The organism is Microbacterium sp. BE35 (assembly GCF_031457705.1).
Taxonomy (GTDB): domain Bacteria; phylum Actinomycetota; class Actinomycetes; order Actinomycetales; family Microbacteriaceae; genus Microbacterium; species Microbacterium trichothecenolyticum.
This window is the reverse complement of the sequence record NZ_JAVDXD010000001.1, coordinates 921,768-942,454: the sequence shown is the minus strand read 5'-3', so window position 1 is coordinate 942,454 and position 20,687 is coordinate 921,768. Positions and strand designations below refer to the sequence as shown.

Annotated in this window: 16 protein-coding genes; 12 read left to right on the top strand and 4 right to left on the bottom strand. The window is 72.2% G+C overall.

The window, feature by feature from the left end; all coding sequences use genetic code 11:
• Window positions 1-9: 9 nt before the first annotated feature.
• The 4 genes from J2Y46_RS04110 to J2Y46_RS04095 all read left to right on the top strand — a co-directional run bounded on the left by J2Y46_RS04110 (window position 10) and on the right by J2Y46_RS04095 (window position 4,749).
• Window positions 10-1,098, top strand: coding sequence for a histidinol-phosphate transaminase (locus J2Y46_RS04110; RefSeq protein WP_310240404.1), 1,089 nt, complete (start codon window positions 10-12; stop codon window positions 1,096-1,098).
• Between the two features lie 95 nt (window positions 1,099-1,193).
• Window positions 1,194-2,324 (top strand): thiamine pyrophosphate-dependent enzyme, encoded by a 1,131-nt coding sequence (locus J2Y46_RS04105; RefSeq protein WP_045301840.1) that lies wholly within the window; start codon window positions 1,194-1,196, stop codon window positions 2,322-2,324.
• A 50-nt stretch (window positions 2,325-2,374) separates the two neighbouring features.
• Window positions 2,375-3,349 (top strand): alpha-ketoacid dehydrogenase subunit beta, encoded by a 975-nt coding sequence (locus J2Y46_RS04100; protein ID WP_211255968.1) that lies wholly within the window; start codon window positions 2,375-2,377, stop codon window positions 3,347-3,349.
• 35 nt (window positions 3,350-3,384) lie between these two features.
• Window positions 3,385-4,749 (top strand): dihydrolipoamide acetyltransferase family protein, encoded by a 1,365-nt coding sequence (locus tag J2Y46_RS04095; protein ID WP_045301836.1) that lies wholly within the window; start codon window positions 3,385-3,387, stop codon window positions 4,747-4,749.
• A gap of 40 nt (window positions 4,750-4,789) precedes the next feature.
• Here J2Y46_RS04095 and J2Y46_RS04090 read toward each other — a convergent pair whose 3' ends face one another.
• Both J2Y46_RS04090 and J2Y46_RS04085 read right to left on the bottom strand, forming a co-directional pair.
• Window positions 4,790-5,386: a TetR/AcrR family transcriptional regulator gene (locus J2Y46_RS04090; protein ID WP_045301834.1), complete on the bottom strand. Its 597-nt coding sequence runs from the start codon at window positions 5,384-5,386 to the stop codon at window positions 4,790-4,792.
• Between the two features lie 127 nt (window positions 5,387-5,513).
• A complete protein-coding gene (locus tag J2Y46_RS04085) occupies window positions 5,514-6,263 on the bottom strand; it encodes an SDR family oxidoreductase (protein ID WP_310240402.1) in 750 nt (249 codons plus the stop codon).
• 163 nt (window positions 6,264-6,426) lie between these two features.
• Here J2Y46_RS04085 and J2Y46_RS04080 point away from each other — a divergent pair, with 163 nt between their 5' ends.
• Genes J2Y46_RS04080 through J2Y46_RS04050 form a run of 7 tightly spaced genes read left to right on the top strand, consistent with a single transcriptional unit; the run spans window position 6,427 to window position 12,862 of the window.
• The gene (locus J2Y46_RS04080; protein ID WP_310240401.1) at window positions 6,427-7,410 is read left to right on the top strand and encodes a metal ABC transporter solute-binding protein, Zn/Mn family; all 984 of its coding nucleotides are present in this window, start codon (window positions 6,427-6,429) and stop codon (window positions 7,408-7,410) included.
• On the top strand, window positions 7,407-8,240 hold the full coding sequence (locus J2Y46_RS04075; RefSeq protein ID WP_310240400.1) for a metal ABC transporter ATP-binding protein: 834 nt from the start codon (window positions 7,407-7,409) through the stop codon (window positions 8,238-8,240). Before J2Y46_RS04080 ends, J2Y46_RS04075 begins: the two co-directional genes overlap by 4 nt.
• Window positions 8,237-9,100, top strand: a complete 864-nt coding sequence (locus J2Y46_RS04070; RefSeq protein WP_310240399.1) for a metal ABC transporter permease — start codon at window positions 8,237-8,239, stop codon at window positions 9,098-9,100. Before J2Y46_RS04075 ends, J2Y46_RS04070 begins: the two co-directional genes overlap by 4 nt.
• Window positions 9,101-9,145: 45 nt before the next feature.
• The gene (locus J2Y46_RS04065; RefSeq protein ID WP_045301826.1) at window positions 9,146-9,559 is read left to right on the top strand and encodes a Fur family transcriptional regulator; all 414 of its coding nucleotides are present in this window, start codon (window positions 9,146-9,148) and stop codon (window positions 9,557-9,559) included.
• Window positions 9,546-10,625 carry a permease gene (locus tag J2Y46_RS04060; protein WP_396653145.1) on the top strand — a complete coding sequence of 360 codons (1,080 nt, stop codon included), beginning with the start codon at window positions 9,546-9,548 and terminating at the stop codon, window positions 10,623-10,625. Before J2Y46_RS04065 ends, J2Y46_RS04060 begins: the two co-directional genes overlap by 14 nt.
• Window positions 10,618-11,451: a TIGR03943 family putative permease subunit gene (locus tag J2Y46_RS04055; RefSeq protein ID WP_310240398.1), complete on the top strand. Its 834-nt coding sequence runs from the start codon at window positions 10,618-10,620 to the stop codon at window positions 11,449-11,451. Before J2Y46_RS04060 ends, J2Y46_RS04055 begins: the two co-directional genes overlap by 8 nt.
• Window positions 11,441-12,862: a hypothetical protein gene (locus J2Y46_RS04050; protein WP_310240397.1), complete on the top strand. Its 1,422-nt coding sequence runs from the start codon at window positions 11,441-11,443 to the stop codon at window positions 12,860-12,862. The genes J2Y46_RS04055 and J2Y46_RS04050 overlap by 11 nt, the downstream gene beginning before the upstream one ends.
• Here the strand turns inward: J2Y46_RS04050 and J2Y46_RS04045 are convergent.
• On the bottom strand, window positions 12,819-14,456 hold the full coding sequence (locus J2Y46_RS04045; RefSeq protein ID WP_310240396.1) for an MFS transporter: 1,638 nt from the start codon (window positions 14,454-14,456) through the stop codon (window positions 12,819-12,821). The genes J2Y46_RS04050 and J2Y46_RS04045 overlap by 44 nt on opposite strands.
• 72 nt (window positions 14,457-14,528) lie before the next feature.
• Between J2Y46_RS04045 and J2Y46_RS04040 the strand changes: the two genes are divergently transcribed.
• Complete coding sequence (locus J2Y46_RS04040; protein ID WP_310240394.1) at window positions 14,529-15,206, top strand: DNA-3-methyladenine glycosylase; 678 nt, start codon at window positions 14,529-14,531, stop codon at window positions 15,204-15,206.
• On the opposite strand, the gene J2Y46_RS04035 is transcribed toward J2Y46_RS04040, so the two are convergent.
• Window positions 15,190-20,676, bottom strand: a complete 5,487-nt coding sequence (locus tag J2Y46_RS04035; RefSeq protein ID WP_310240393.1) for an SCO7613 C-terminal domain-containing membrane protein — start codon at window positions 20,674-20,676, stop codon at window positions 15,190-15,192. The genes J2Y46_RS04040 and J2Y46_RS04035 overlap by 17 nt on opposite strands.
• Between the last annotated feature and the right edge of the window lie 11 nt (window positions 20,677-20,687).

The following is a 20,687-nucleotide window of genomic DNA, read 5'->3' as shown; positions in this document are numbered from 1 at the left end:
ACTCGGGGCGTGACCGACGCCCCCGAGATCCCCGTCCGCGTGCGCCCCGAGGTCGCCGCGCTGCCGCCGTACAAGCAGGGCCGGCAGGCCGGCGCAGACGCTTTCAAGCTGTCGAGCAACGAGAACCCCTTCGACCCCCTGCCCGGAGTGCTCGAGCGGGTGCGGAACGCGTCGGCGCTGAACAGATATCCGGATGCGACGGCCGCACGCCTGCGCGAACGGCTGGCCGAGCGATTCGGCGTCGGCGCCGACTCCGTCCACATCGGCGCCGGCAGCGTCTCGATCCTCGCGCAGCTCGTGCTGGCGACCTCGGGCCCGGGCGACGAGGTCATCTACGCCTGGCGCTCGTTCGAGGCGTATCCGTGGCTCGCTGTCGTCGCCGGCGCCACCGCCGTGCAGGTGCCGCTCGCCGAGGGCGCCCGGCACGACCTCGACGCCATGGCGGCGGCGATCACCGACCGCACGCGCGCGATCATCGTGTGCAGCCCCAACAACCCCACCGGGCCGATCGTCACACAGGTCGAGTTCGACGCCTTCGTCGAGAAGGTGCCGTCCGACGTGCTCGTCATCCTCGACGAGGCCTACGCCGAGTTCGTCACCGACCCCGAGTCGGTCGACGGGCTGCGGGTGCTCGGAGGGTCGGGCCACCCCAACGTCGTCGTGCTCCGCACCTTCTCGAAGGCGTACGGGCTCGCCGCGCTCCGCGTCGGGTACGCGATCGGGCACCCGCGCGTGCTGGACGCCGCCCGCAGCACCGCGATCCCGCTGTCGGTCACCGCCCACGGCGAGGAGGCCGCGCTGGCGAGCCTCGACGCCGAGGACGAGCTGCTCGAGCGCGTCCGCGTGATCGCCGATCGTCGCGACCGGCTGGCGGCGGGTCTGCGCCAGGCCGGGTGGGACGTCCCCGTGGCGCAGGGCAACTTTGTGTGGCTGCCCACCGGCGACGACACGACGGCGTTCGCGGCGACGTTCGAGGAGGCCGGACTGATCGTGCGGCCCTTCGCCGGCGACGGCATCCGGATCTCGGTCGGCGAGGAGGAATCCGTCGAACAGGTGCTGCGGATCGCGGCGGCGGTCGCCGCCCGCCGTGAGGGATGACGGCCGGTGCGGTTGTCGATCGCGCCTGGTGGTTCCCGGCATTCGTTGTCGAACGCATGCAGAATCGCGCATGCACGGAGAGATAGCGTGAATTCATGATCCCGGTCGACGATCACGCCCTGGTGCGGTTTCTGGAGGCGGACGGAACGTTCGCACCGAGCCCTGCCGCCGAACCGTATCGGGAGGCCGTCGAGAGTCTCGGCGATGCCGACCTCGAGACGTTCTACCGCGATATGGCCGTCATCCGCGCGTTCGACGTGCAGGCGACGAACCTCCAGCGGCAGGGGCAGCTCGCCCTCTGGCCGCCGAGCCACGGGCAGGAGGCCGCCCAGGTGGGTTCGGCCCGCGCCGCGCGCGCGCAGGACCACCTCTTCCCGTCCTACCGCGAGCACGTGGTCACGAAGATCCGCGGCGTCGACCCGATCGACATCATCCGCGTGATGCGCGGACTGACGCACGGCGGGTGGGACCCGACCGACCCGAAGAACGGCAACACGCACATCTACACCCTCGTGCTCGGCTCGCAGACGCTGCACGCCACGGGCTTCGGAATGGGCCTCGTCTTCGACGGGCGCTGCGGCACCGGCGACCTCGACCGCGACGAGGCCGTCATCGTCTACTACGGCGACGGCGCCTCCAGCCAGGGTGACGTGCATGAGGCGATGGTCTTCGCGAACAGCTACCGCACGCCCGAGGTGTTCTTCCTGCAGAACAACCAGTGGGCGATCTCGGTGCCCGTCGCGACGCAGTCGCGCTCGCCGCTGTACAAGCGCGGCGAGGGCTACGGCATGCCGAGCACGCTGATCGACGGCAACGATGTGCTCGCGAGCTGGGCCGTCACGCGCACCGCGCTCGACGAGGCGCGCGCCGGCGGCGGACCGCAGGCGATCGAAGCCATGACCTACCGCCTCGGCGCGCACACCACGAGCGACGACCCCACCAAGTACCGCACCTCCGACGAGGAGGAGTCGTGGCGCCGCCGCGACCCGATCGCGCGCATGAAGGCGTTCCTCATCGGCCGCGGCGCGTCGGAAGCGTTCTTCGCGGACGTGGATGCCGAGTCGCAGGCGCTCGCCGACGACGTCCGCACCCGCACCAACGCGCTCGGCGGGCTCGAGCGCGACGACATGTTCGCGCACGTCTACTCCGAGCAGCATCCGCTGATCGACGAGCAGCGGCAGTGGCTCGCCGACTACGAGGCATCCTTCGAAGGAGGCGCAGCGTGAGCACCCCGACCACCACCACCACCGCGACCGCCCAGGCCGCCGCCCCCGCGGTGCAGACCCTGCCGTTCAGCCGGGCGATCAACGCCGGGCTGCGCGCCGCGCTCGCCGGCAGCGACCGCGTCCTTCTCATGGGCGAGGACATCGGCAAGCTCGGCGGCGTCTTCCGCGTGACCGAGGGCCTGCAGGCCGAGTTCGGCGAGCAGCGGGTCCTCGACACCCCGCTCGCGGAGTCGGGACTCGTGGGCACCGCGATCGGACTCGCGATGGCGGGCTTCCGTCCGGTCGTCGAGATCCAGTTCGACGGGTTCGTGTTCCCCGCGTTCGACCAGATCACGACGCAGCTCGCCAAGCTCACGAACCGCCACGAGGGCGCGCTGCAGATGCCCGTCGTCATCCGCATCCCGTACGGCGGGCACATCGGCGCGGTCGAGCACCACCAGGAGAGCCCCGAGGCGTACTTCACGCACACGGCCGGCCTCCGGGTCGTGAGCCCGTCGACGCCGAACGACGGCTACTGGATGATCCAGGACGCCATCTCCTCGCCCGACCCGGTGATCTTCCTCGAGCCCAAGAGCAAGTACTGGCAGAAGGGCGAGGTCGACACGTCGGCGCGCGCCCTGCCGCTGCACGCCTCCCGCGTGGTCCGCCGTGGCACCGACATCACCCTCGTCGGACACGGCGCGATGGTGACGACCATGCTGCAGGCCGCGGTGCTCGCCGAGGCCGAGGGCACGAGCATCGAGGTCATCGACCTCCGCTCGCTCTCTCCGCTGGACTACGGGCCCATCCTCGACTCGGTCCGTCGCACCGGCCGCATGGTCTACGCGCAGGAGGCCCCGGGCTTCACCTCGCTCGGCTCCGAGGTCGCGGCGACCGTGATGGAGCGCGCCTTCTACGCGCTCGAGGCCCCGGTGCTGCGGGTGTCGGGCTTCGACACCCCGTTCCCGCCCGCCAAGCTCGAAGGCGCCTACCTCCCCGACGCCGACCGCATCCTCGAGGCCGTCGACCGCTCCCTCGCGTACTGACCGCTTCGACACGCTCAACGACCGAAAGGCGACCTATGAGCACCCAGACGTTCGTCCTCCCCGATGTCGGCGAAGGCCTCACCGAAGCCGAGATCGTCCAGTGGCGCGTCCGCCCCGGCGACAGCGTCGCCGTCAACGACGTGCTCGTCGAGATCGAGACCGCCAAGTCGCTGGTCGAGCTGCCCTCGCCGTTCGCCGGCACGGTGGGCGAACTGCTCGCCGCGGAGGGCGCGACCGTGAACGTCGGCGCGGCCATCATCACGATCGCCTCGGAGACGGATGCTGCGCCCCCGGCCACCGTCGGACAGTCCGAGCACGGCGAGCCCGCCGAGGCCGCCGACGAGGGTGCGGTGCTCGTCGGCTACGGCACGGGCGGACACGTCCAGTCGCGGCGGCGCAAGCCCGCGGTTCCGGCCGAGGAACGGGTCGCAGCATCCGTCGGCGTCATCGCGAAGCCCCCGATCCGCAAGCTCGCGCGCGACCTGGGGGTGGAACTGGCCGCAGTCGCGCCCAGCGGCCCTGCCGGCGAGGTGACCCGCGAGGACGTCGTGCGGCACGCGTCGCAGGCCAGCGTCTTCCGCAACATCGAGACCCCCGAGTGGGGCGACGTGCGCGAGGAGACCATCCCCGTATCGGCATCGGCCCCGTCGCCTGGCCCGGCGGCCGTGGTTCCCTCGACGCCCGCGCCCGATGCCGCCGGTCGCGAGGAGACCATCGCGGTGCGAGGCGTGCGCAAGGCCACGTCGTCGGCGATGGTGCAGTCGGCGTATTCCGCCCCGCACGTGTCGGTGTGGACCGACGTCGACGCCAGCCGCACGATGGAGCTCGTCAAGCGGCTGAAGACCTCGCCGGACTTCGCCGACATCAAGGTGTCGCCGCTGCTCATCATGGCGCGCGCCGTGATCTGGGCGGCCCGGCGCACCCCGATGGTGAACGCGGCGTGGGTGGATGCCGACAACGGCGCCGAGATCCGTGTGCGCCGCTACGTGAACCTCGGCATCGCCGCCGCGACCCCGCGCGGCCTGCTCGTGCCCAACATCAAGGACGCGCAGGATCTGTCGATGCGCGAGCTCGCCCGCGCGCTCGAGAAGCTGACGCTCACGGCGCGCGAAGGCAAGACGACGCCGGCCGACCAGCACGGCGGCACGATCACGATCACGAACATCGGCGTCTTCGGCATGGACGCGGGCACCCCGATCATCAATCCCGGCGAGGCCGGCATCGTCGCTCTCGGCACCATCCGCCAGAAGCCGTGGGTGGTCGACGGCGAGGTGCGCCCGCGGTGGGTGACGACGGTCGCCGGCTCTTTCGACCACCGGGTGGTCGACGGCGACGGCATGTCGCGCTTCATCGCCGACGTGGCGTCGATCCTCGAGGAGCCCGCCCTGCTGCTGGACTGATGTGTAGCGCCGGCGCGGAGCACAGTACGCCGGGCCGGCATCACGACGGGCGCGGGAAGCCCTTCAGCGCACGGTGCACCACCCGCTTCAGCTCCTCACGGGTGGCACCGGCCGCCGCCTGCACGGCGAGGCCCGCAGAAACCGTGGTGATGTAGCGCGCGAGGTCGCGGGGATCCTCGTCCGCGGCGAGGTCACCGGCCTCGATGGCCGCGGCGAAGCGCTCGGCGAATCGCGCCTCAGCATCCGCCCGCCGCTCCTCGAGATAGCGGACGATGCCCGCATCCTGCGGCGCGCTCGAGAGTCCGCCCTGGATGGAGAGGCACCCGGGAGGGCGTCCCGGCAGCGTGATGGCGTCGACGTTGTCGAGGAGGTAGCGATGCGCCGTCTCGTACGCGGTCGGTGCCGAGAGAGCATCCGAGACGTAGGCCATGTCGACGCGCGCGTACCGGTCGACGGCGAGCTTGAACGTGGCCTCCTTGCTGCCGAAGGCGCGGTACAGGCTGGGGCGGTTGATGCCCATGGCGTCGGTGAGGTCGCTCAAGCTGGTGCCTTCGTAACCGTGCCGCCAGAACACCTCTATCGCCCTGTCGAGTGCGTCGTCCAGGTCGAACTCGCGTGGTCGACCCCTGGTAGCCATGCAAGCCCTCCTGACGTCGGGTGACGTTTCCAACGTAGGGGACGGCACGGTCTCCTCCGCATCTGTGGCGACGTCTGCGCGCGGGGCCGCAGAGGGCATCAGGCCCGGCGCGCAGATCGTCGTCGCCTCAGATCTGGCTTGCGCCGCCGTCGACGTACAGCTCCGCCCCGGTCACGTAGGAGCTCCTCGGGGAAGAGAGGTACAGCACCGCGTCCGCGATCTCCTCCGGCGACCCCAGGCGACGCATCGGAACGCCCGCGGCGAGTCCGCCGAGGAGCGCCTCGGCCTGCTCCGGCTCGGCGGCCAGTCCGCTCAGTCCGGGCGTCGCGATCGGGCCGGGAGCGACCGAGTTCACTCGGATGCCCCGATCGACGAGTTCGGCCGCCCAGCTCCTGGCGAAGCTGCGGACAGCGGCCTTGGACGCGGCGTAGACGCTGAACGCTGCGCTGCCCTTGACATCGATGTTCGAGGACGTGAGGACGATGGCGGCGCCCTGGTTGAGGTGCGGCAGCGCCTTCTGGACCGTGAACACCGTGCCGCCCACGTTCGATTCGAACGTCGAACTGAAGTGCTCCCAGGTGATGTCCTCGAGGGCGGCGAACTCGCCGCCGCCCGCGTTGGCGAACACGACGTCCAGTCCGGATCCCCGCTCGCCGACCGCGGCGAACACGTCGTCGAGATCCTCGATGCGCGACACCTCACCTTGGACGATCGTCACGGCATCCCCGAACTCGGACTTCACCGCCTGCAGCTTCTCGGCGGTGCGTCCGGTGACGACGACGTGGGCGCCTTCCTCCACGAAGCGGCGCACGACCGCGAGTCCGATGCCGGAGGTCCCACCCGTGACGAGCGCGGTCTTGCTGGCGAGGTCTGCCATGGTCTGTCCCATCTCTATTTGTACCGTTCGGTACGGTAATGGATGCCAACCCGGGGCTCGCGACATCTATTCCGTACTGAACGGTAAATAAATATCGGACTCCGACAGGTGGGGAAAAAGGGGAGATTTGAGAACGATTCTCATTAGCGTTAGAGTCGGATGCATGACCCCTCTGCGACGTTCTCTCCCCGTGCTCGGCCTGACGGCAGCATCCGCACTCGTCCTCGCCGGGTGCGCGGGGACAGCCGCCGGGGGCGACACGAGCGACGGCAAGATCGCAGTCGTCGCGTCGACCAACGTGTACGGGCAGATCGCGCAGGAGATCGGGGGCGACCTCGTCGAGGTCACGTCGATCGTGACGAACGAGTCGCAGGATCCGCACTCGTTCGAGCCGAGCGCGCGCGACCAGCTCGCCGTGTCGAAGGCCGACCTCGTGCTCGAGAACGGCGGCGGCTACGACGCGTTCATCGACGCGCTCATCGAGTCCAGCGGCACCGACGCACCGGTCGTCACGGCGGTCGAGTATTCGCACGACTGGCCGGACAACGGCGGCCACGACGAGGAGAGCGCCCACGACGCCGAGGACCACGCCCACGACCACGGCGATCACGAGCACGTCGAGGGCTTCAACGAGCATGTCTGGTACGACCCGCACACGATCGCGCACGTCGCAGAGGCGATCGCCCACGAGCTCGGCGAGCTGAGCCCGGAGGACGCGGAGACCTTCACTGCGAACGCCGAGGCGTTCTCCGCCGACGTCGAGGGGCTCGAGGCGTCGCTCGACGAGATCTCGGCCGCACACGCGGGTGAGAAGGTCTTCGTCACCGAGCCGGTGCCGGTGTACCTCCTCGAGGCGGCGGGCCTCGAGAACGCGACGCCCGAGAAGTTCAGCGAGGCCGTCGAAGAGGGACAGGATGTCGCGCCCGCGACCCTGCTCGAATCCCTCGCGCTCGTGAAGGGCGGCGACCTGCGCGTGGTCATCACCAACACGCAGACCGGCGGCGCGGAGACGCAGGAGATCGTCGACGAGGCCGACGGGCTCGGCATCCCGGTGATCGCGTTTTCGGAAACGGTTCCGGAGGGGGAGACTTACATCTCGTGGATGCAGGCGAACATCGAGGCGCTGAACGGGGCGCTTCAGGCGTGACGCCGGCCGCCGCGGGCTCACGGCCCGTCATCCTCAGCATCCGGGATGCCGCGCTCCAGCGCGACGACCGCGAGCTCTGGGCGGGGCTCGACCTCGACGTCCACGCCGGCGAGCTCGTCGCGGTACTCGGGCCGAGCGGATCCGGCAAGACGACGCTCCTCCGCGCCATCCTCGGCCTCGAGCCGCTCTCGAACGGCGAGATCACCGTCGAGGGCGAGCGGGTGACACACAAGGGCAGCCGCACCATCGGCTACATCCCGCAGGCCCGCCCGCTTCCGCGGGACACGTCTCTGCGGGGCCGTGACCTCGTGACTCTCGGGGTCGACGGCCACCGCTTCGGCTTCCCGATCCCGCGCCGCGGCGACCGCGCGCGCGTCGACGCACTGATCGATGCGGTGGGCGCCCGCGACTTCGCCGACCGCCCCGTCGGCCTCCTCTCGGGCGGCGAGCAGCAGCGGCTGCGCGCAGGCCAGGCGCTCGCCGACGACCCGCGGCTCCTGCTGTGCGACGAGCCGCTCACGAGCCTCGATCTCGCCAACCAGCAGGCGGTCATCGGCCTCATCGACCGGCATCGCCGGGAGAAGGATGCCGCGGTCCTGCTCGTCACGCACGACATCAACCCGCTCCTGGGCAAGGTCGACCGCATCCTCTACATCGCGAACGGGCGGTTCACCCTCGGCACGCCGCAGGAGGTGCTCCGCTCGGACGTCCTGACGGCGCTGTACGGCGCGCACGTCTTCGTGCTGCGTGCGGGAGACCGGCTCGTGGTGGTCGGCGCGCCCGATGCCGAGGCATCCCATCACCATCACGACCACGGGGCCGACGCATGAACTGGAACGACATCGCGGACGCGATGTTCGGCGGGCTGCCCTACTACGGCGAGATCCTCGCACTCGTGTCGAACTCGGTGTGGGCGGGCGCGATCCTCGGGCTCGTCGGCGGACTCGTCGGCGTCTTCGTCATGCAGCGCGACATGGCGTTCGCCGTGCACGGCATCAGCGAGCTGTCGTTCGCAGGCGCCGCGGCGGCGCTCCTCATCGGGTGGGACGTCGTCACCGGGTCCATCGTCGGCTCGCTCATCGCGGCTGCCATCATCGGCGTGCTCGGGGCGAAAGCCCGCGACCGCAACTCGATCATCGGCGTGCTGATGCCGTTCGGGCTGGGTCTCGGCATCCTGTTCCTCTCGCTCTACGACGGCCGCAGCGCGAACCGGTTCAGCCTGCTCACCGGCCAGATCGTGTCGGTGCAGACCGGGCAGCTCGGCTGGCTCATCGGCATCGGCGCGGTGGTGCTGCTGGGCCTGCTGCTCATCTGGCGCCCGCTGCGGTTCGACTCGCTCGACCCGCAGTCGGCCGCCGCGCGCGGCGTGCCGACGACGGCGGTGTCGCTCGGATTCATGCTGCTGCTCGGCCTCATCGTCGCCGTCGCGGTCCACATCATCGGCGCGCTGCTCGTGATGGCCCTCCTCGTCACCCCCGCCGCCGCCGCGATGCGCATCGTCTCGGGGCCTCTGTCGGTGCCGCTCCTGTCGGCCCTGTTCGGCTTCGTCTCGGCGGTGGGCGGCATCCTGCTCGCGATCATGGGCACCCTCCCGGTGAGCCCGTACATCACGACGATCTCGTTCCTGATCTACGTCGTCTGCCGCGTCGTGGGTGCTCGCCGGGACCGCGTCACGAGGGTCGCGGCGTGACCCGCGCCCGGGCGACGCACAGGACCCCTCGGTAGACTCGCCACCATGGCCCAGCGCAACACGTGGCAGCGCGAACGCGTGCGCGAAGCGCTGTCGGACGCCCGCGGATTCGTCAGCGCGCAGTCGCTGCACGCCACCCTCCGCGACGACAACACCGGCATCGGACTCGCCACGGTGTACCGCGCCCTGGCCGGGCTCGCCGCCCAGGGCGAGGCCGATTCGCTGCAGAGCCCCGAGGGCGAGGCGCTCTACCGCGCCTGCTCCAGCACCGGCCACCACCACCATCTGATCTGCCGCTCCTGCGGACTGACCGTCGAGATCGAGGCGACGGATGTCGAGCAGTGGGCCCAGCGCACCGCCGAGCGCCACGGATTCCGCGACGCAGAACACGTCGTCGACATCTTCGGGCTCTGCGCGAACTGCGCCGCCGCCCGGGATGCCCAGCGTGACGCGCACTGACCCCGGCCTTCGACGGGGATCCCCGGCCGGCTCGCCGAGCCATCGCCACGGATCTGCACCGGATGCTGCGCCGCAGCCATCCGCGCAGGCCCGCACCCTGCTCTGGCTCGGCGTCGGCGTGGCCGTCATCGCCGGCCTCTTCCTCATCGACTGGCTCGCGCCGACGCTGTTCCCGGCGTCGCTCCCCACCCGCGCGCAGGACGGCCTGACGCTCGCCATCAGCGTGCTCATCGAGTCGCTGCCGTTCGTGGCGCTCGGCGTGGTGCTGTCGATCGTCGTGCAGGTGTGGGTGCCCCCGGGTGTCATCGAGCGGTGGATGCCGCGGCGCGGGTGGGCGAGACGCGCCGTGCTGTCGCTGCTCGGCATGATCGTCCCGGTGTGCGAGTGCGGCAACGTGCCGTTCGCGCGCGGCCTCCTCATGCGCGGATTCTCGGTGCCCGAGACGCTCACCTTCCTCATCGCGGCGCCGATCGCGAACCCCATCGTCATCATCACGACGCACCAGGCGTTCGGCTTCAGCGACGGCATCCTCGTCGCGCGCCTGGTCGGCGGGTACGCGATCGCGAACCTCATCGGATGGCTGTATTCGCGGCATCCGTCCCCCGACGCACTGCTCACCGACCGCTTCCGCGACACGTGCGAGCTCGTGGTGCACGAGCCGGGTGGCAGGTGGCGGCGCACGCTCGCCCAGTTCGTGATCGAGCTGCGCGCGGTGATGCCGGCGCTCGTCATCGGCTCCGCGCTCGCGGGTGCGGTGCAGGTGCTCATCCCGCGCGAGGCGCTGCTCGCGATCGGCGCGAACCCGGCGCTGTCGATCGTCGCGATGATGGCGCTGGCGATGGTGGTGTCGATCTGCTCGAACGTCGACGCGTTCTTCGCGCTGTCGTTCGCCTCGACGTTCACGCCCGGGTCGATCGTCGCGTTCCTGCTGGTCGGGCCGCTCGTCGACGTGAAGATGCTCGCGCTCATGCGCACGACGTTCACGTGGCGCACGCTCGGCGGCATCGTCGTCGTGGTCGTGCTGTCGGCCTTCGCGATCGGGACGGCGGTGAACCTCCTTGCGTAGGGCAGGCTTCGTCGGCACGCGGTGGCTCGGGGTCGGGCTCGCCGCGGCCCTCGCCGTCTTCACGATCTCCCTCGCGGTGACCGGGCGGCTGGGGCTGTACATCAACCCCGACTCGACGTGGTTCGCGGTGTCGATGTCGGTCTTCGTGCTGATCGGGGCGGTGGCGTCGTTCGCCCTGCCGCTCGGCGCCGAGGCCGACCACGGCCACGACCACGGCGCCCTCGCGCCCCAGACCTCCTCGACTCGCCAGAACACGCCGGGCGACGCCCCGACCGTCCGGCGTGTCGTGGCGACTCACGAGCACGAGCACGAGCACGTGCGGCACCCGGCGGCGGTGGTGGCCACCGTCGTCGGCGGGGTGGCGGCATCCGGGGTCGTCGTGCTCACCCTCGTGCTGCCGCCGGCCTCCCTCAGCGCCGAGCTCGCGATGTCGCGCGACGTCGGGGCCACCCCGCTGTTCGGTGGAGCCGACACGATCCAGCTGGCCTCGACCGGCGACACCGCCTCGTTCGGCGTCGGCGAGTGGGCGACGGTGTTCGCGACGGCCACCAACCCCGACGCCTTCGACGGCGAGACGGTCGAGCTCACGGGCTTCGTGACTCCGGGCGAGGACGGCGCATTCGATCTCACGCGTCTGGTCATCACGCACTGCGTGATCGACGCGCAGCCCGCGAGCCTGCCCGTCGTGACCGGCGCGAGCGCGCCCGACACCGGGCAGTGGGTCGCGATCACCGGCACGGTGCGCTCCTCGTCGGACGGGCAGCTCGTGGTCGATGCGGCTGCGGTCGAGGAGATCGCCGAGCCCGAGGACCCGTATGAGTACTGACGGGACGTCACGTCGTTCGCGGTCCCGGCGTCGTCGGGGCCGCGCGTTCGTCGGAGCCTTCGCGATCGTCGTGGGCGTGCTCGCCGTGCTCGGGCTCGCCGGAGCGGCCGCGAGCGTCGCGCAGGGGCCGCGGGTGACGGAGGCCTCCGTGGATCCGGAGGCGGCGGCCGCAGCATCCGGCGCTCGCCTCATCGTCACCACCACGCAGTCGCTCGCCGAGGTCGACCCGTCGCAGGTGACGATCACCCCCGAGACGCCATTCGTCGTCGACACGTCGGGGCGGAGCGTCGGCGTGCGGTTCGTACTGCCGCTGTGGGACGACACCGAGTACACCGTGACCATCGACGGCGTCGAGTCGCTCGGCGGCGGCCCGACGGCGACCATCACCCAGACCTTCCGCACCCCGCCGACCGAGCTGTTCCTCATGCAGCGTGGGACGAACTCGGGCGACCTCATCTACCGCACCGACCTCACGGGGCAGAACGCGGTGCCGGTGTTCCGTCACGCGCACATCGAGGACTTCCGCGCGACGGCTCAGCACCTCGTCGTCTCGGTGCGCACCGACGACGACCAGGCCGGGCTCATCGTCACCGACCTCGACGGCGACAACGCCCACGAGCTCCCGCTCCCCGGTGACGGGTATGTGTCGAACCTGCAGACCGCCGACCGCGGTGAGCGCATCGGCTACACGTTCTCGGACGCGCAGCTCACCGCCGACTCCGGCCGCGAGAGCCGGCTCTACACCGCGTCGCTCAGCGACCCGGACACCGATCCGGCGGCGATCGAGGTCGAAGGCGCCGACCCCCGGGTCGCCGAGTGGCGGTTCGTGCCCGACACCGACAGCATCCTGCTGCTCTCGTTCGACGGCTCGCTGCTGCTCACCGGATCGGAAAGCGCGAGCGGCGCGCCGACCGCGCTCGGTGACGCGATGACGATCGAGGGCATCGCGCGCGGCTCGAGCGAGGCTGTCGTGGATCGGGTGGACCGGGCTACGGTGATCGACCTGACCGACGCGAGCGAGGCCGACCTCGTCGCGCCCGACACCGACCTCGGCGGCACGACCTCGGTCACGCCCCTCCCCGACGGCTCGACGATCCGCACGGCAGCTGTGCTCGGCGCCGACGGCGTCCCGACCGGGCGCACCTCGGTCGCCCACGTCGGCGCGGACGGCGCGACGAGCATGCTCACCGAGATCGCCGACACGGATGCCGTCATCCAGGTGTGCGTGTCGCCCAGCGCCCGCTACCTCGCGGTGCTCGTGGCGCCCGACGCGGTGACGAACTCCTACGACACCTATCAGCACCCACTGCCGAAGCGCCCCGAGACGCGCATCCTCGAGGTGGCGGACGGCGACCCCGTGGTCGCCCTCAACGGCTCCTCGATCTCGTGGTGCCAGGTGCCGCCCCGCTGACCGGAGGGTCGGGGAGCTTCGAGGGCAGACCGCTCGACAGCATGAGCCCGAGCACGGTGAGGGCGAACACGAAGAACAGCGACTGCCGCAGCGACTCGACCTGCGTGTCGGCGTAGAGCTGTGCGATCTCGGTGGCGGATTCGGGGTCGGCCCCGGCATCCGTCAACAGGTCCTCTGCCTGCTGCTGCGAGATGATCGGCGCGCCCTTCGAGGCGGTCGCGACGACCCGGGAGCGGATGTCGTCGGGGATGGTCGTGCTCTGCTGCACCGCCGCGGTGAAGCCCGACGTGAGCAGCAGGATGAACACCGAGCCGACGATCGCCGTGCCGAACGAGGAGCCGAGGTTCTGGAACGTGCCCTGCAGGCCCCCGACCTCGGACGTGTCGGACTGCGAAACGGCAGACATATTGACGTTGCCGAGCTGTGAGGCGAGAAGGCCGAAGCCGGCGCCGACCACGAACATGCCGGCCGCGAAGGCCCAATCGGCGAGCTCGGGCTGCACCGCGAGGAACACCACGAGCACCCCGAGGCCCAGCGTGAGCTGTCCGATGCGGCCGATGTTCTGGGCGGAGCGCACGGTCGACAGCCGCGACCCGAGGATCGAGAACAGGATAAGCCCGAGGGACAGCGGCAGGATCTTCAGGCCCGTCTGCAGGGCGTCGTAGCCGAGGATCGTCTGCAGGTACACCGGCACCACGAAGAACAGCGCGGCGATCGCGAAGTACTGGGCCATGAACATCGTCAGGCCGCTGCGCAGCGCCGTGTTGCGCAGCAGGCTCACCTTCAGCAGTGGAACGCGGCCGCTCCGCTCGAGCTGCTGCTGCCGCTTCACGAAGAGCCACAGCACGACGATCGACAGCAGGATCAGATAGGCGACGGGCGAGATGCCGAGCGGGGCGAACGGCTGCCCGTTGATGACGGGTGGGTCGAGCGGCTGGAACCAGCCCCACGTCTTGGACTGCAGGATGCCGTAGACCAGCAGGCCCAGGCCCAGGGCGGAGAGGACGACGCTCAGCAGGTCGATGCGGAGCTGGCGGTCGCCGGGCACGTCCTTGATACGGCCCGACACGATGAGCACGAGGGTCATGACGACCGCCTCGGCGACGAAGACGTACCGCCACGACGAGTACGTCGTGACGAGACCGCCGATGAGCGGACCCGCCGCAGCGGCGCCACCGGTGACAGCGCCGAGCACGGCGAACGCGACCACCCGTTCGCGGCCGGTGTAGTTGATCGCCGCAAGGGCGGCGATCGCGGGGATGACGAGCACCGCGCCGAGACCCTCGACGAGCGACCAGCCGAGCATCAGGACCGTGAGGTTCGGCGCGAGCGCGGTGGTCAGCGAACCGATGCCGTAGACGACCGATCCGATGCGGAAGGCCATGCTGCGGCCCCAGCGGTCGCCGAGCTTGCCGCCGGTGAGCATGAATGCCGCCATCGTCAGCGCATAGAACGTGATGGCGGCCTGCATGCCCGAGATGTCAGTGCCGAGGTCATGCGCGACGGTCGAGATCGAGACGTTCATCACCGTGCTGTCGAGCACCATGATGAACTGCGACACGCTCAGCAGGATCAGCACGAACCATTTGCCCATGGGCGAACAGTATCGGCGGCGGGGCTTCGCCGACCCCATCGCGGCCACGACGCGCGGTCGTAGACTCGGCCCATGGCGCGGGACGTGTGGCGTGCGGCGACCCGAGCCGACCTGCAGGGTCTTCCCGCCGACGTCGCGCCGCGCCTGCTCGGGGCCCGTCTGACGACCGTGGTCGAGGGTGAGACGGTGGCGGTGCGGCTCACCGAGGTCGAGGCGTACCACGGCCGCGGCACCGGACCGGTGCCCGATCCGGGCTCTCACGCACGCATGGGACGGACCGCGCGCAACGCGACGATGTGGGGCGAACCCGGGCACCTGTACGTGTACCTCAGCCACGGCATCCACTCGTGCGTGAACGTCGTGTGCGGTCCCGAGGGGGTCGCCGGCGGCGTGCTGCTGCGAGCGGGGCAGGTGATCGAGGGGGCGGATGCTGCGACCCGCCGCCGACCTGCGGCCCGCACACCGCGCGACCTGGCGCGCGGACCCGGCCGGTTCGGCGACGCGGTGGGGCTGCGGCATCCGCTGCATGACGGAATCGACGCGATCACCGGTGCGCCGCTGCACGGCGCCACGGCACGACTGGAGCTGCTCACCGACCCGCTCGCGGAGGTGGCGTCGGGGCCGCGTGTCGGCGTCGCGGGCGTGGCCGGCACCGCGGTGTTCCCGTGGCGATACTGGGTCCCCGGCGAGCCGACCGTGTCGCCGTTCCGCTGGGGGCGCGGCGCGCGCGAGGTCAGCGAAGCGACGTGACCGCGACGACGGTCGTGCGCAGCGCCTTCATGTTCTTCTCGTAGCGGGCGGCCATGAAGATGAGCAGCGCGCCGCCCAGGCCGAGCCACAGCCACCACGGCACGGCGACGTACGTGGTGGAGATCCACGGCCACAGCTGGGCGACCCCGTGCACGACCAGCACCGCCGAGCCGAGCAGGAGGGGGGCCTGCAGCCGATAGATCGCGCCGACCACCACCATCGCGATCGCGACGACGCCGAGCGAGACGACGCGCCAGAGCTCGGGCTGGCCCAGCCACCCCGCTTCGACGTCCACGCCGGACGGGGACCCCGCGAAGTCGGTCAGCAGCGACGGCACGGTCAGCAGCGCCAGCCAGGGGCCGAGGGCCGGCCACGTGCGCGACGCCGGTTCGCGGCGCAGAGTGCGCACTCCGTACGCGATGCCGCCGAGCGCCGGCGGCACCGTGACGAGTTCGATGGGACGCACGTCCCCGACCGTGAGCGCCAGGATGCCGAAGCCCGCGCCCGCGATCGCGGCCGCGATCACGAGGGCCAGTCCGAGCCGGGCGCGTGCGGCCGTGCCGACGACGGCGGCCGCCGTCAGCGCCGACATCACCGCGGCGGTGCGGAGGTCGTCGCCCGTCTGCTGCACGAGCAGCAGCTGCAGCTCGGCGAGGGCGAACAGCACCGATGCGACCGCGAAGCCCGCGCCGGCGGTGAGGCCGACCGCGCGCGACGGCGTCGCGCGGAGCGCGGCCAGCGCGATCGCGCCGGCGATCCCGGCACCCGCCACCGCCCAGAGGTCGGGCTCGAGCCCGCCCGCGGGTGCGATCTCGAGGAATCGCACGCCGCACGCGACCATCGCGACGACGAGTCCGCCGACGGCGAGCACGCCGCCGAGCGGCGCCCAGCGCCGCAGACCCAGCACCGAGGCGCCCGCGACGCCGAGCACCCCGCCGACGACGGCGGTCACTGTCGTGAGCACGAGATCAGCCTCGGGGCGTGTGAGCGACATCGCGACGAGGAGGACGGTCCCGGCGCCGGCGAGGACGGCCGCGCCGCGGGCGGCATCCGCCGCTGCGCGCGCCGTGAGCAGGACGGCCACCGCGACGACGCCGAGGCCCGTGACGATCGCCGCGGCGGCGTCGCCCTCGAGGGCCGGCGGGACGAGCCCGCGCAGCCCCATGAGGACGGCGGCGAATCCGAGCAGCATCGCCGTCGGGGTGCGCAGCGACCAGATGTCCACGAACCGCGGCGTCCGCGGGGCGGACGGCCCGACGGCTGCGTCGGGCACGGACGCCGCGACGGCTGCGTCGGGCGCGACGGCCGGCGGCGCGGCGGGCTGCACGGGCGATCCCGCGGGCGGAGCGTAGGCGGAGAGCTGCGCGGACGGGGCGTTCGTCGCGAACGGCCCGGGCGGGATGGGCGGTACCGCGCCCCTCGCGGGCGCCGGCGGCGCGGTGACCTGCACCGGCGCCGGTACGGCCGCCGCGGCGACGAGTTCGCGCGCGGGCTCGCGCAGCGCTGCCACTCCGGCCGCCGCCGCGAGGGTGAGCACGATGTACGCCCATGCACGCAGGGGCTCGGCCGCGACCAGGAGGCTCGGCGCGGTGGCGAGCACCAGACCCACGATCCACGCGGGACCCTCCGCTCCGGGCCAGACATCGCCGGCCCGTCGACGACGGAGCATGCCGAGCACGTCTCCGATGAGACACATCGCGGCGACGGGGAGCGACACCGCCTCGACCTGGGTCGCCGCCCCCAGGAACCAGCCCGCGCCGCCGACGGCGAAGGCTCCCGCGAGCGAGATCCAGCGGGTCGTGCCGGTCAGCGGGAGACGGTTCAGCCCCGCGGCGGCGAGGTGCAGTGCGGTGAGCATGATGATCGTCCCGGCGACGATGCGCGGCTCGTCGGCGAGCGGCACGATCGCGACGAGCGCCGCGATGAGGGCGGCCGGGGGCACGATGAGTGCGTAGAGCCCGGACGCGAGACGGCTCGGCCGGGCGAGGGTCGCGCCCCAGCCCGATGCGTACGCGACGGCGACCAGCAGCACGAGCCAGAGCACCTGCCAGTCGGGCCCCTCGAAGGCGCGCTCGACGGCGACCAGCCCGATCGCGATCACCGCGACGGCGGCTCCGAGAGGAGCGGCGGGACGGATGCTGCGGACGGGCGTGAACGACAGTGCCAGGCACACCGCCACCGCGACGAGGGCGATGACCACACCGCGCAGCGGGTCCCCGCTCCACCCCTCGACGGCGGGCGTCCACAGCCCGAGCGCGAGACCGCCGGCGAGGGCGATGGTCGCCTCGACGCGGCGGCGCAGCCGCGCCAGCAGAGCGGCGAACACCACGAGCACCACGGCGGACGGCACCACGTACGACTCCACCGTGTAGTACGTGTCGGGGGTGCCGGCGTCGAGCCACGTCCACCACGCCGCGATCGCCGCGACGACCGCCGGCCACGTGAGCAGCCGGCGCGGGGCGTCGAGGAGCGGCATCCCGTTGCGCGTCGTCGCGAAGCGATCGTCGGCGGGATCCGCCGCGATCGTCCCCACCCACCCGCGGCAAACGGATGCCGCGGCGAAGCCGACGGCGATGATCGCGAGTGCGGCCCATACGAGCAGAGGAGCCACCGGCCACACCACGACGAGCACCGTGAGGGCCGCGCCGAGATCGGCGGCGAGCCTGCGGAACACTCGATCCGCCGGGCGAGGTCGCGGAGGGGCGGGGGCGATGTCGGCGGGCCACTGCGAGACGGGGGCAGGTGGAACGTCGTCGGAGGCGCGGCGGCGGAACACGGTGGCCGCCGAGACGAGCGGCACGACCACTGCGGCGGCAGTGAGGGCGAGCGGTGCCCAGTCCGTCGAGCGCAGCTCGAGGGTGCCGAGCACGTCGTACGCCGTCGCGGCGGCGACGGGCGCCGTCAGGGCTGCGGCCAGGATCGTGGGCACCCCGGAGATGCGGGTGAGGCCGAAGGCGACGATCGTGAGACCTGCGAGCAGCAGCGCGCCGCGCGCGATGCCGAGACCGGGCTCGCCGATCGCGGTGAGCAACGCGTTCTCGGAGAGGGCGGCGGGGTTCACCGCCACCGCCGAGAAGGTGCCCGCCAGCCCGATCGCGGCGAGGACCTCGGCGGCTGCGGCCAGCCCGGTGCGGCTCGCCTGTTCGACCGGGAGAGCGACGGCCGCGACCAGCGTCGCCAGAGCGACCCACTGCAGCAGCACCGCGATGACGGGCGTCGCCTCGCCGTACAGTCCTGTCACCGCGGACGTCGCCCCCGCAGCGAGCGGAGTCGACAGGGCGGCGACGGCCACCGGAGCGAGTGCCGCCGCCACCGCTGCCACCCCGATCGGCCGCAGGGCCAGCCGCAGCGCGATCGGGTACGCCATCGCGACCGCGACCCCGACGAGCCACAGCCACGGCGTCGCCACCCCGCCCGCGTAGGCGGTCGCGGCGGCGACCCCGCCGGCGAGCAGATACCCCAGCGGGACTCCGCGCGCCATGAGGCCGGCGTCGGGTTCCGGCGCGGCGCCGGCGTCATCGGCGCGTCGCCGATCGCGGTTCCGCAGGATCGCAACGACGACGACAGTGACGACGACCAGCGCGACGGAGACCCCGACGAGCACGCCGGGCACCGCCGTGCGCGCGCCCGCGACCAGCAGCAGGATCGTAGTCACCACCGGCACGAGCTCGCGCAGCACGGGGCGGGCCAGTGTGGGAGCGGCGAACAGCAGGCCTGTGATGACGACGGCGGCGATCACCGCGAGCAGCGGGGCCTCGGGGGCCTCGACAGGCACGGCGAAGGCATCCGTGCGCCACGCCGTCCAGGAGGCGCCGATGACGGTGATGGCCTGCACGCCCCAGCCGAGCGCCACGGCGACGATCGACAGCCCGGCGACGACCGCCGATGCGATCGCCGCAGGCACCCATGCGGGTGTGCCGCGTCGGCTTCGCACGACGTCGATGGCGACGGCGACGAGCACGGCGAGCACGGGGGCGACCAGCACGCCGTAGACCGGGAGGTTGCTGCGCAGCGCGAGCTGCCAGCCTGCGAGACCCGCAGCCGCCGTCGCGACCACCGAGGCGACGCCCGAGACCACGGCGGCGGCGGGCAAGCGAGCGCCGTCGACCGGCCGATGGGCGAGCCACGCGTGCGCGGCGCCGAGCACGACGAGCCCGATGCTCGACCAGATCACGACCGGCAGTGCGTCCGCGGTCAGGAACGCCGCGGTGAGACCCGCACCGACCAGGGCACCCACCCCGCTGAGCGCGAGCACCAGGCGCTCGGCCGCGTGGTCCTCGCCGCGCCGCGCCGACGACCAAGGCGCCGGAAGCGCGTGCACCAGCCCGCCGGCGGCGGCGCCGAGCAGGCCGGCGGTGAGGGCTTCCGTGGGCGGCAGCGACGTCAGTCCGCCCACGAGGAATCCGAGGCCCGCGGGCAGTGCCAGCGACGCGGCGAGGTCGGGTCCGCGTAGATGCGACACTCGCGCCCACAGGCGGCAGATCACCGCGACGACGAGAGCGGACAACCCCGTATACAGAGCGGCGTCGGTCGACCCGGTGCCGAACAGGTCGTTCGCCCGCACGGCCCACGCGTCCAGCGCGAGCAATCCCACACCGAGCGCGCCGATGCCCTCGGCCGTCGCCCCCAGATCGCGGCGGCGCAGCCACGAGGCCAGCGCGATCGTCGCGAGTGTGATGCCGCCGATGATGAGCGCGCGCACGCCGATGTCGGCGTAGAACCACGCGAGCAGCAGGAAGAACACGGCGGCGATGCCGACCAGCGACACGCCGACGATGAGCAGCAGCACCGGTACCGTGAGCCGGCGGCGGGGAGCGGATGCCGCCACCGCGACGGGTGCGGACGGCCCACCAGGCCCCTGCGGCGCCGAAGCGGCCGGTGCGGGCGGCTTCGGGGGCACCACGATCTCGGATGCCGTCGTCGCGGGCGCCGCGGTGGTGGACTCCGGCACGGTGACGAGCTCGAGCGCGTCGGGCGCTGTGAGGGACGCCCCCTCCGCCGCTGGCTGGGCCACGACGGCGATGGCGCCGGTCGGCGGCGCCGAGTCGCTGAGCATCGCGTCGGCCGCGGGCGCCAGATGCACGGCCACGCCGGCGCCGGCGCCGGCCTCGGCCGCGACGAGCTCCGGCGGGCCTGCGAGCGTTGCGGGCGCAGCTGGGCCCACGCGCCCGGAGGCTCCGGGCGACGCGTCAGCGGCGCCTGGAGGGGGCGTGGGGACGGCTTTCGCGACCAGAGCCGTCGCGTGCGCGAGGCGGATCTCGTCCATCAGCTGCTGACGCGACAGCTCCAGCGTGAGCATCTGGCGGCCGAGCTCGAGCACGCGCGGGGCGCCCGGGTCGGTCAGCGCGAAGCCGCACGCGGGGCATACCCGCGCGGTGACGGCGGTGAAGCACGACGGGCACCGGTGCGCGTCGGCGAGATCGAACGGAGACGCAGGCCACAGGGGTCCGTCGTCGTGCGTTGCGCTCATGTCCATCCCCT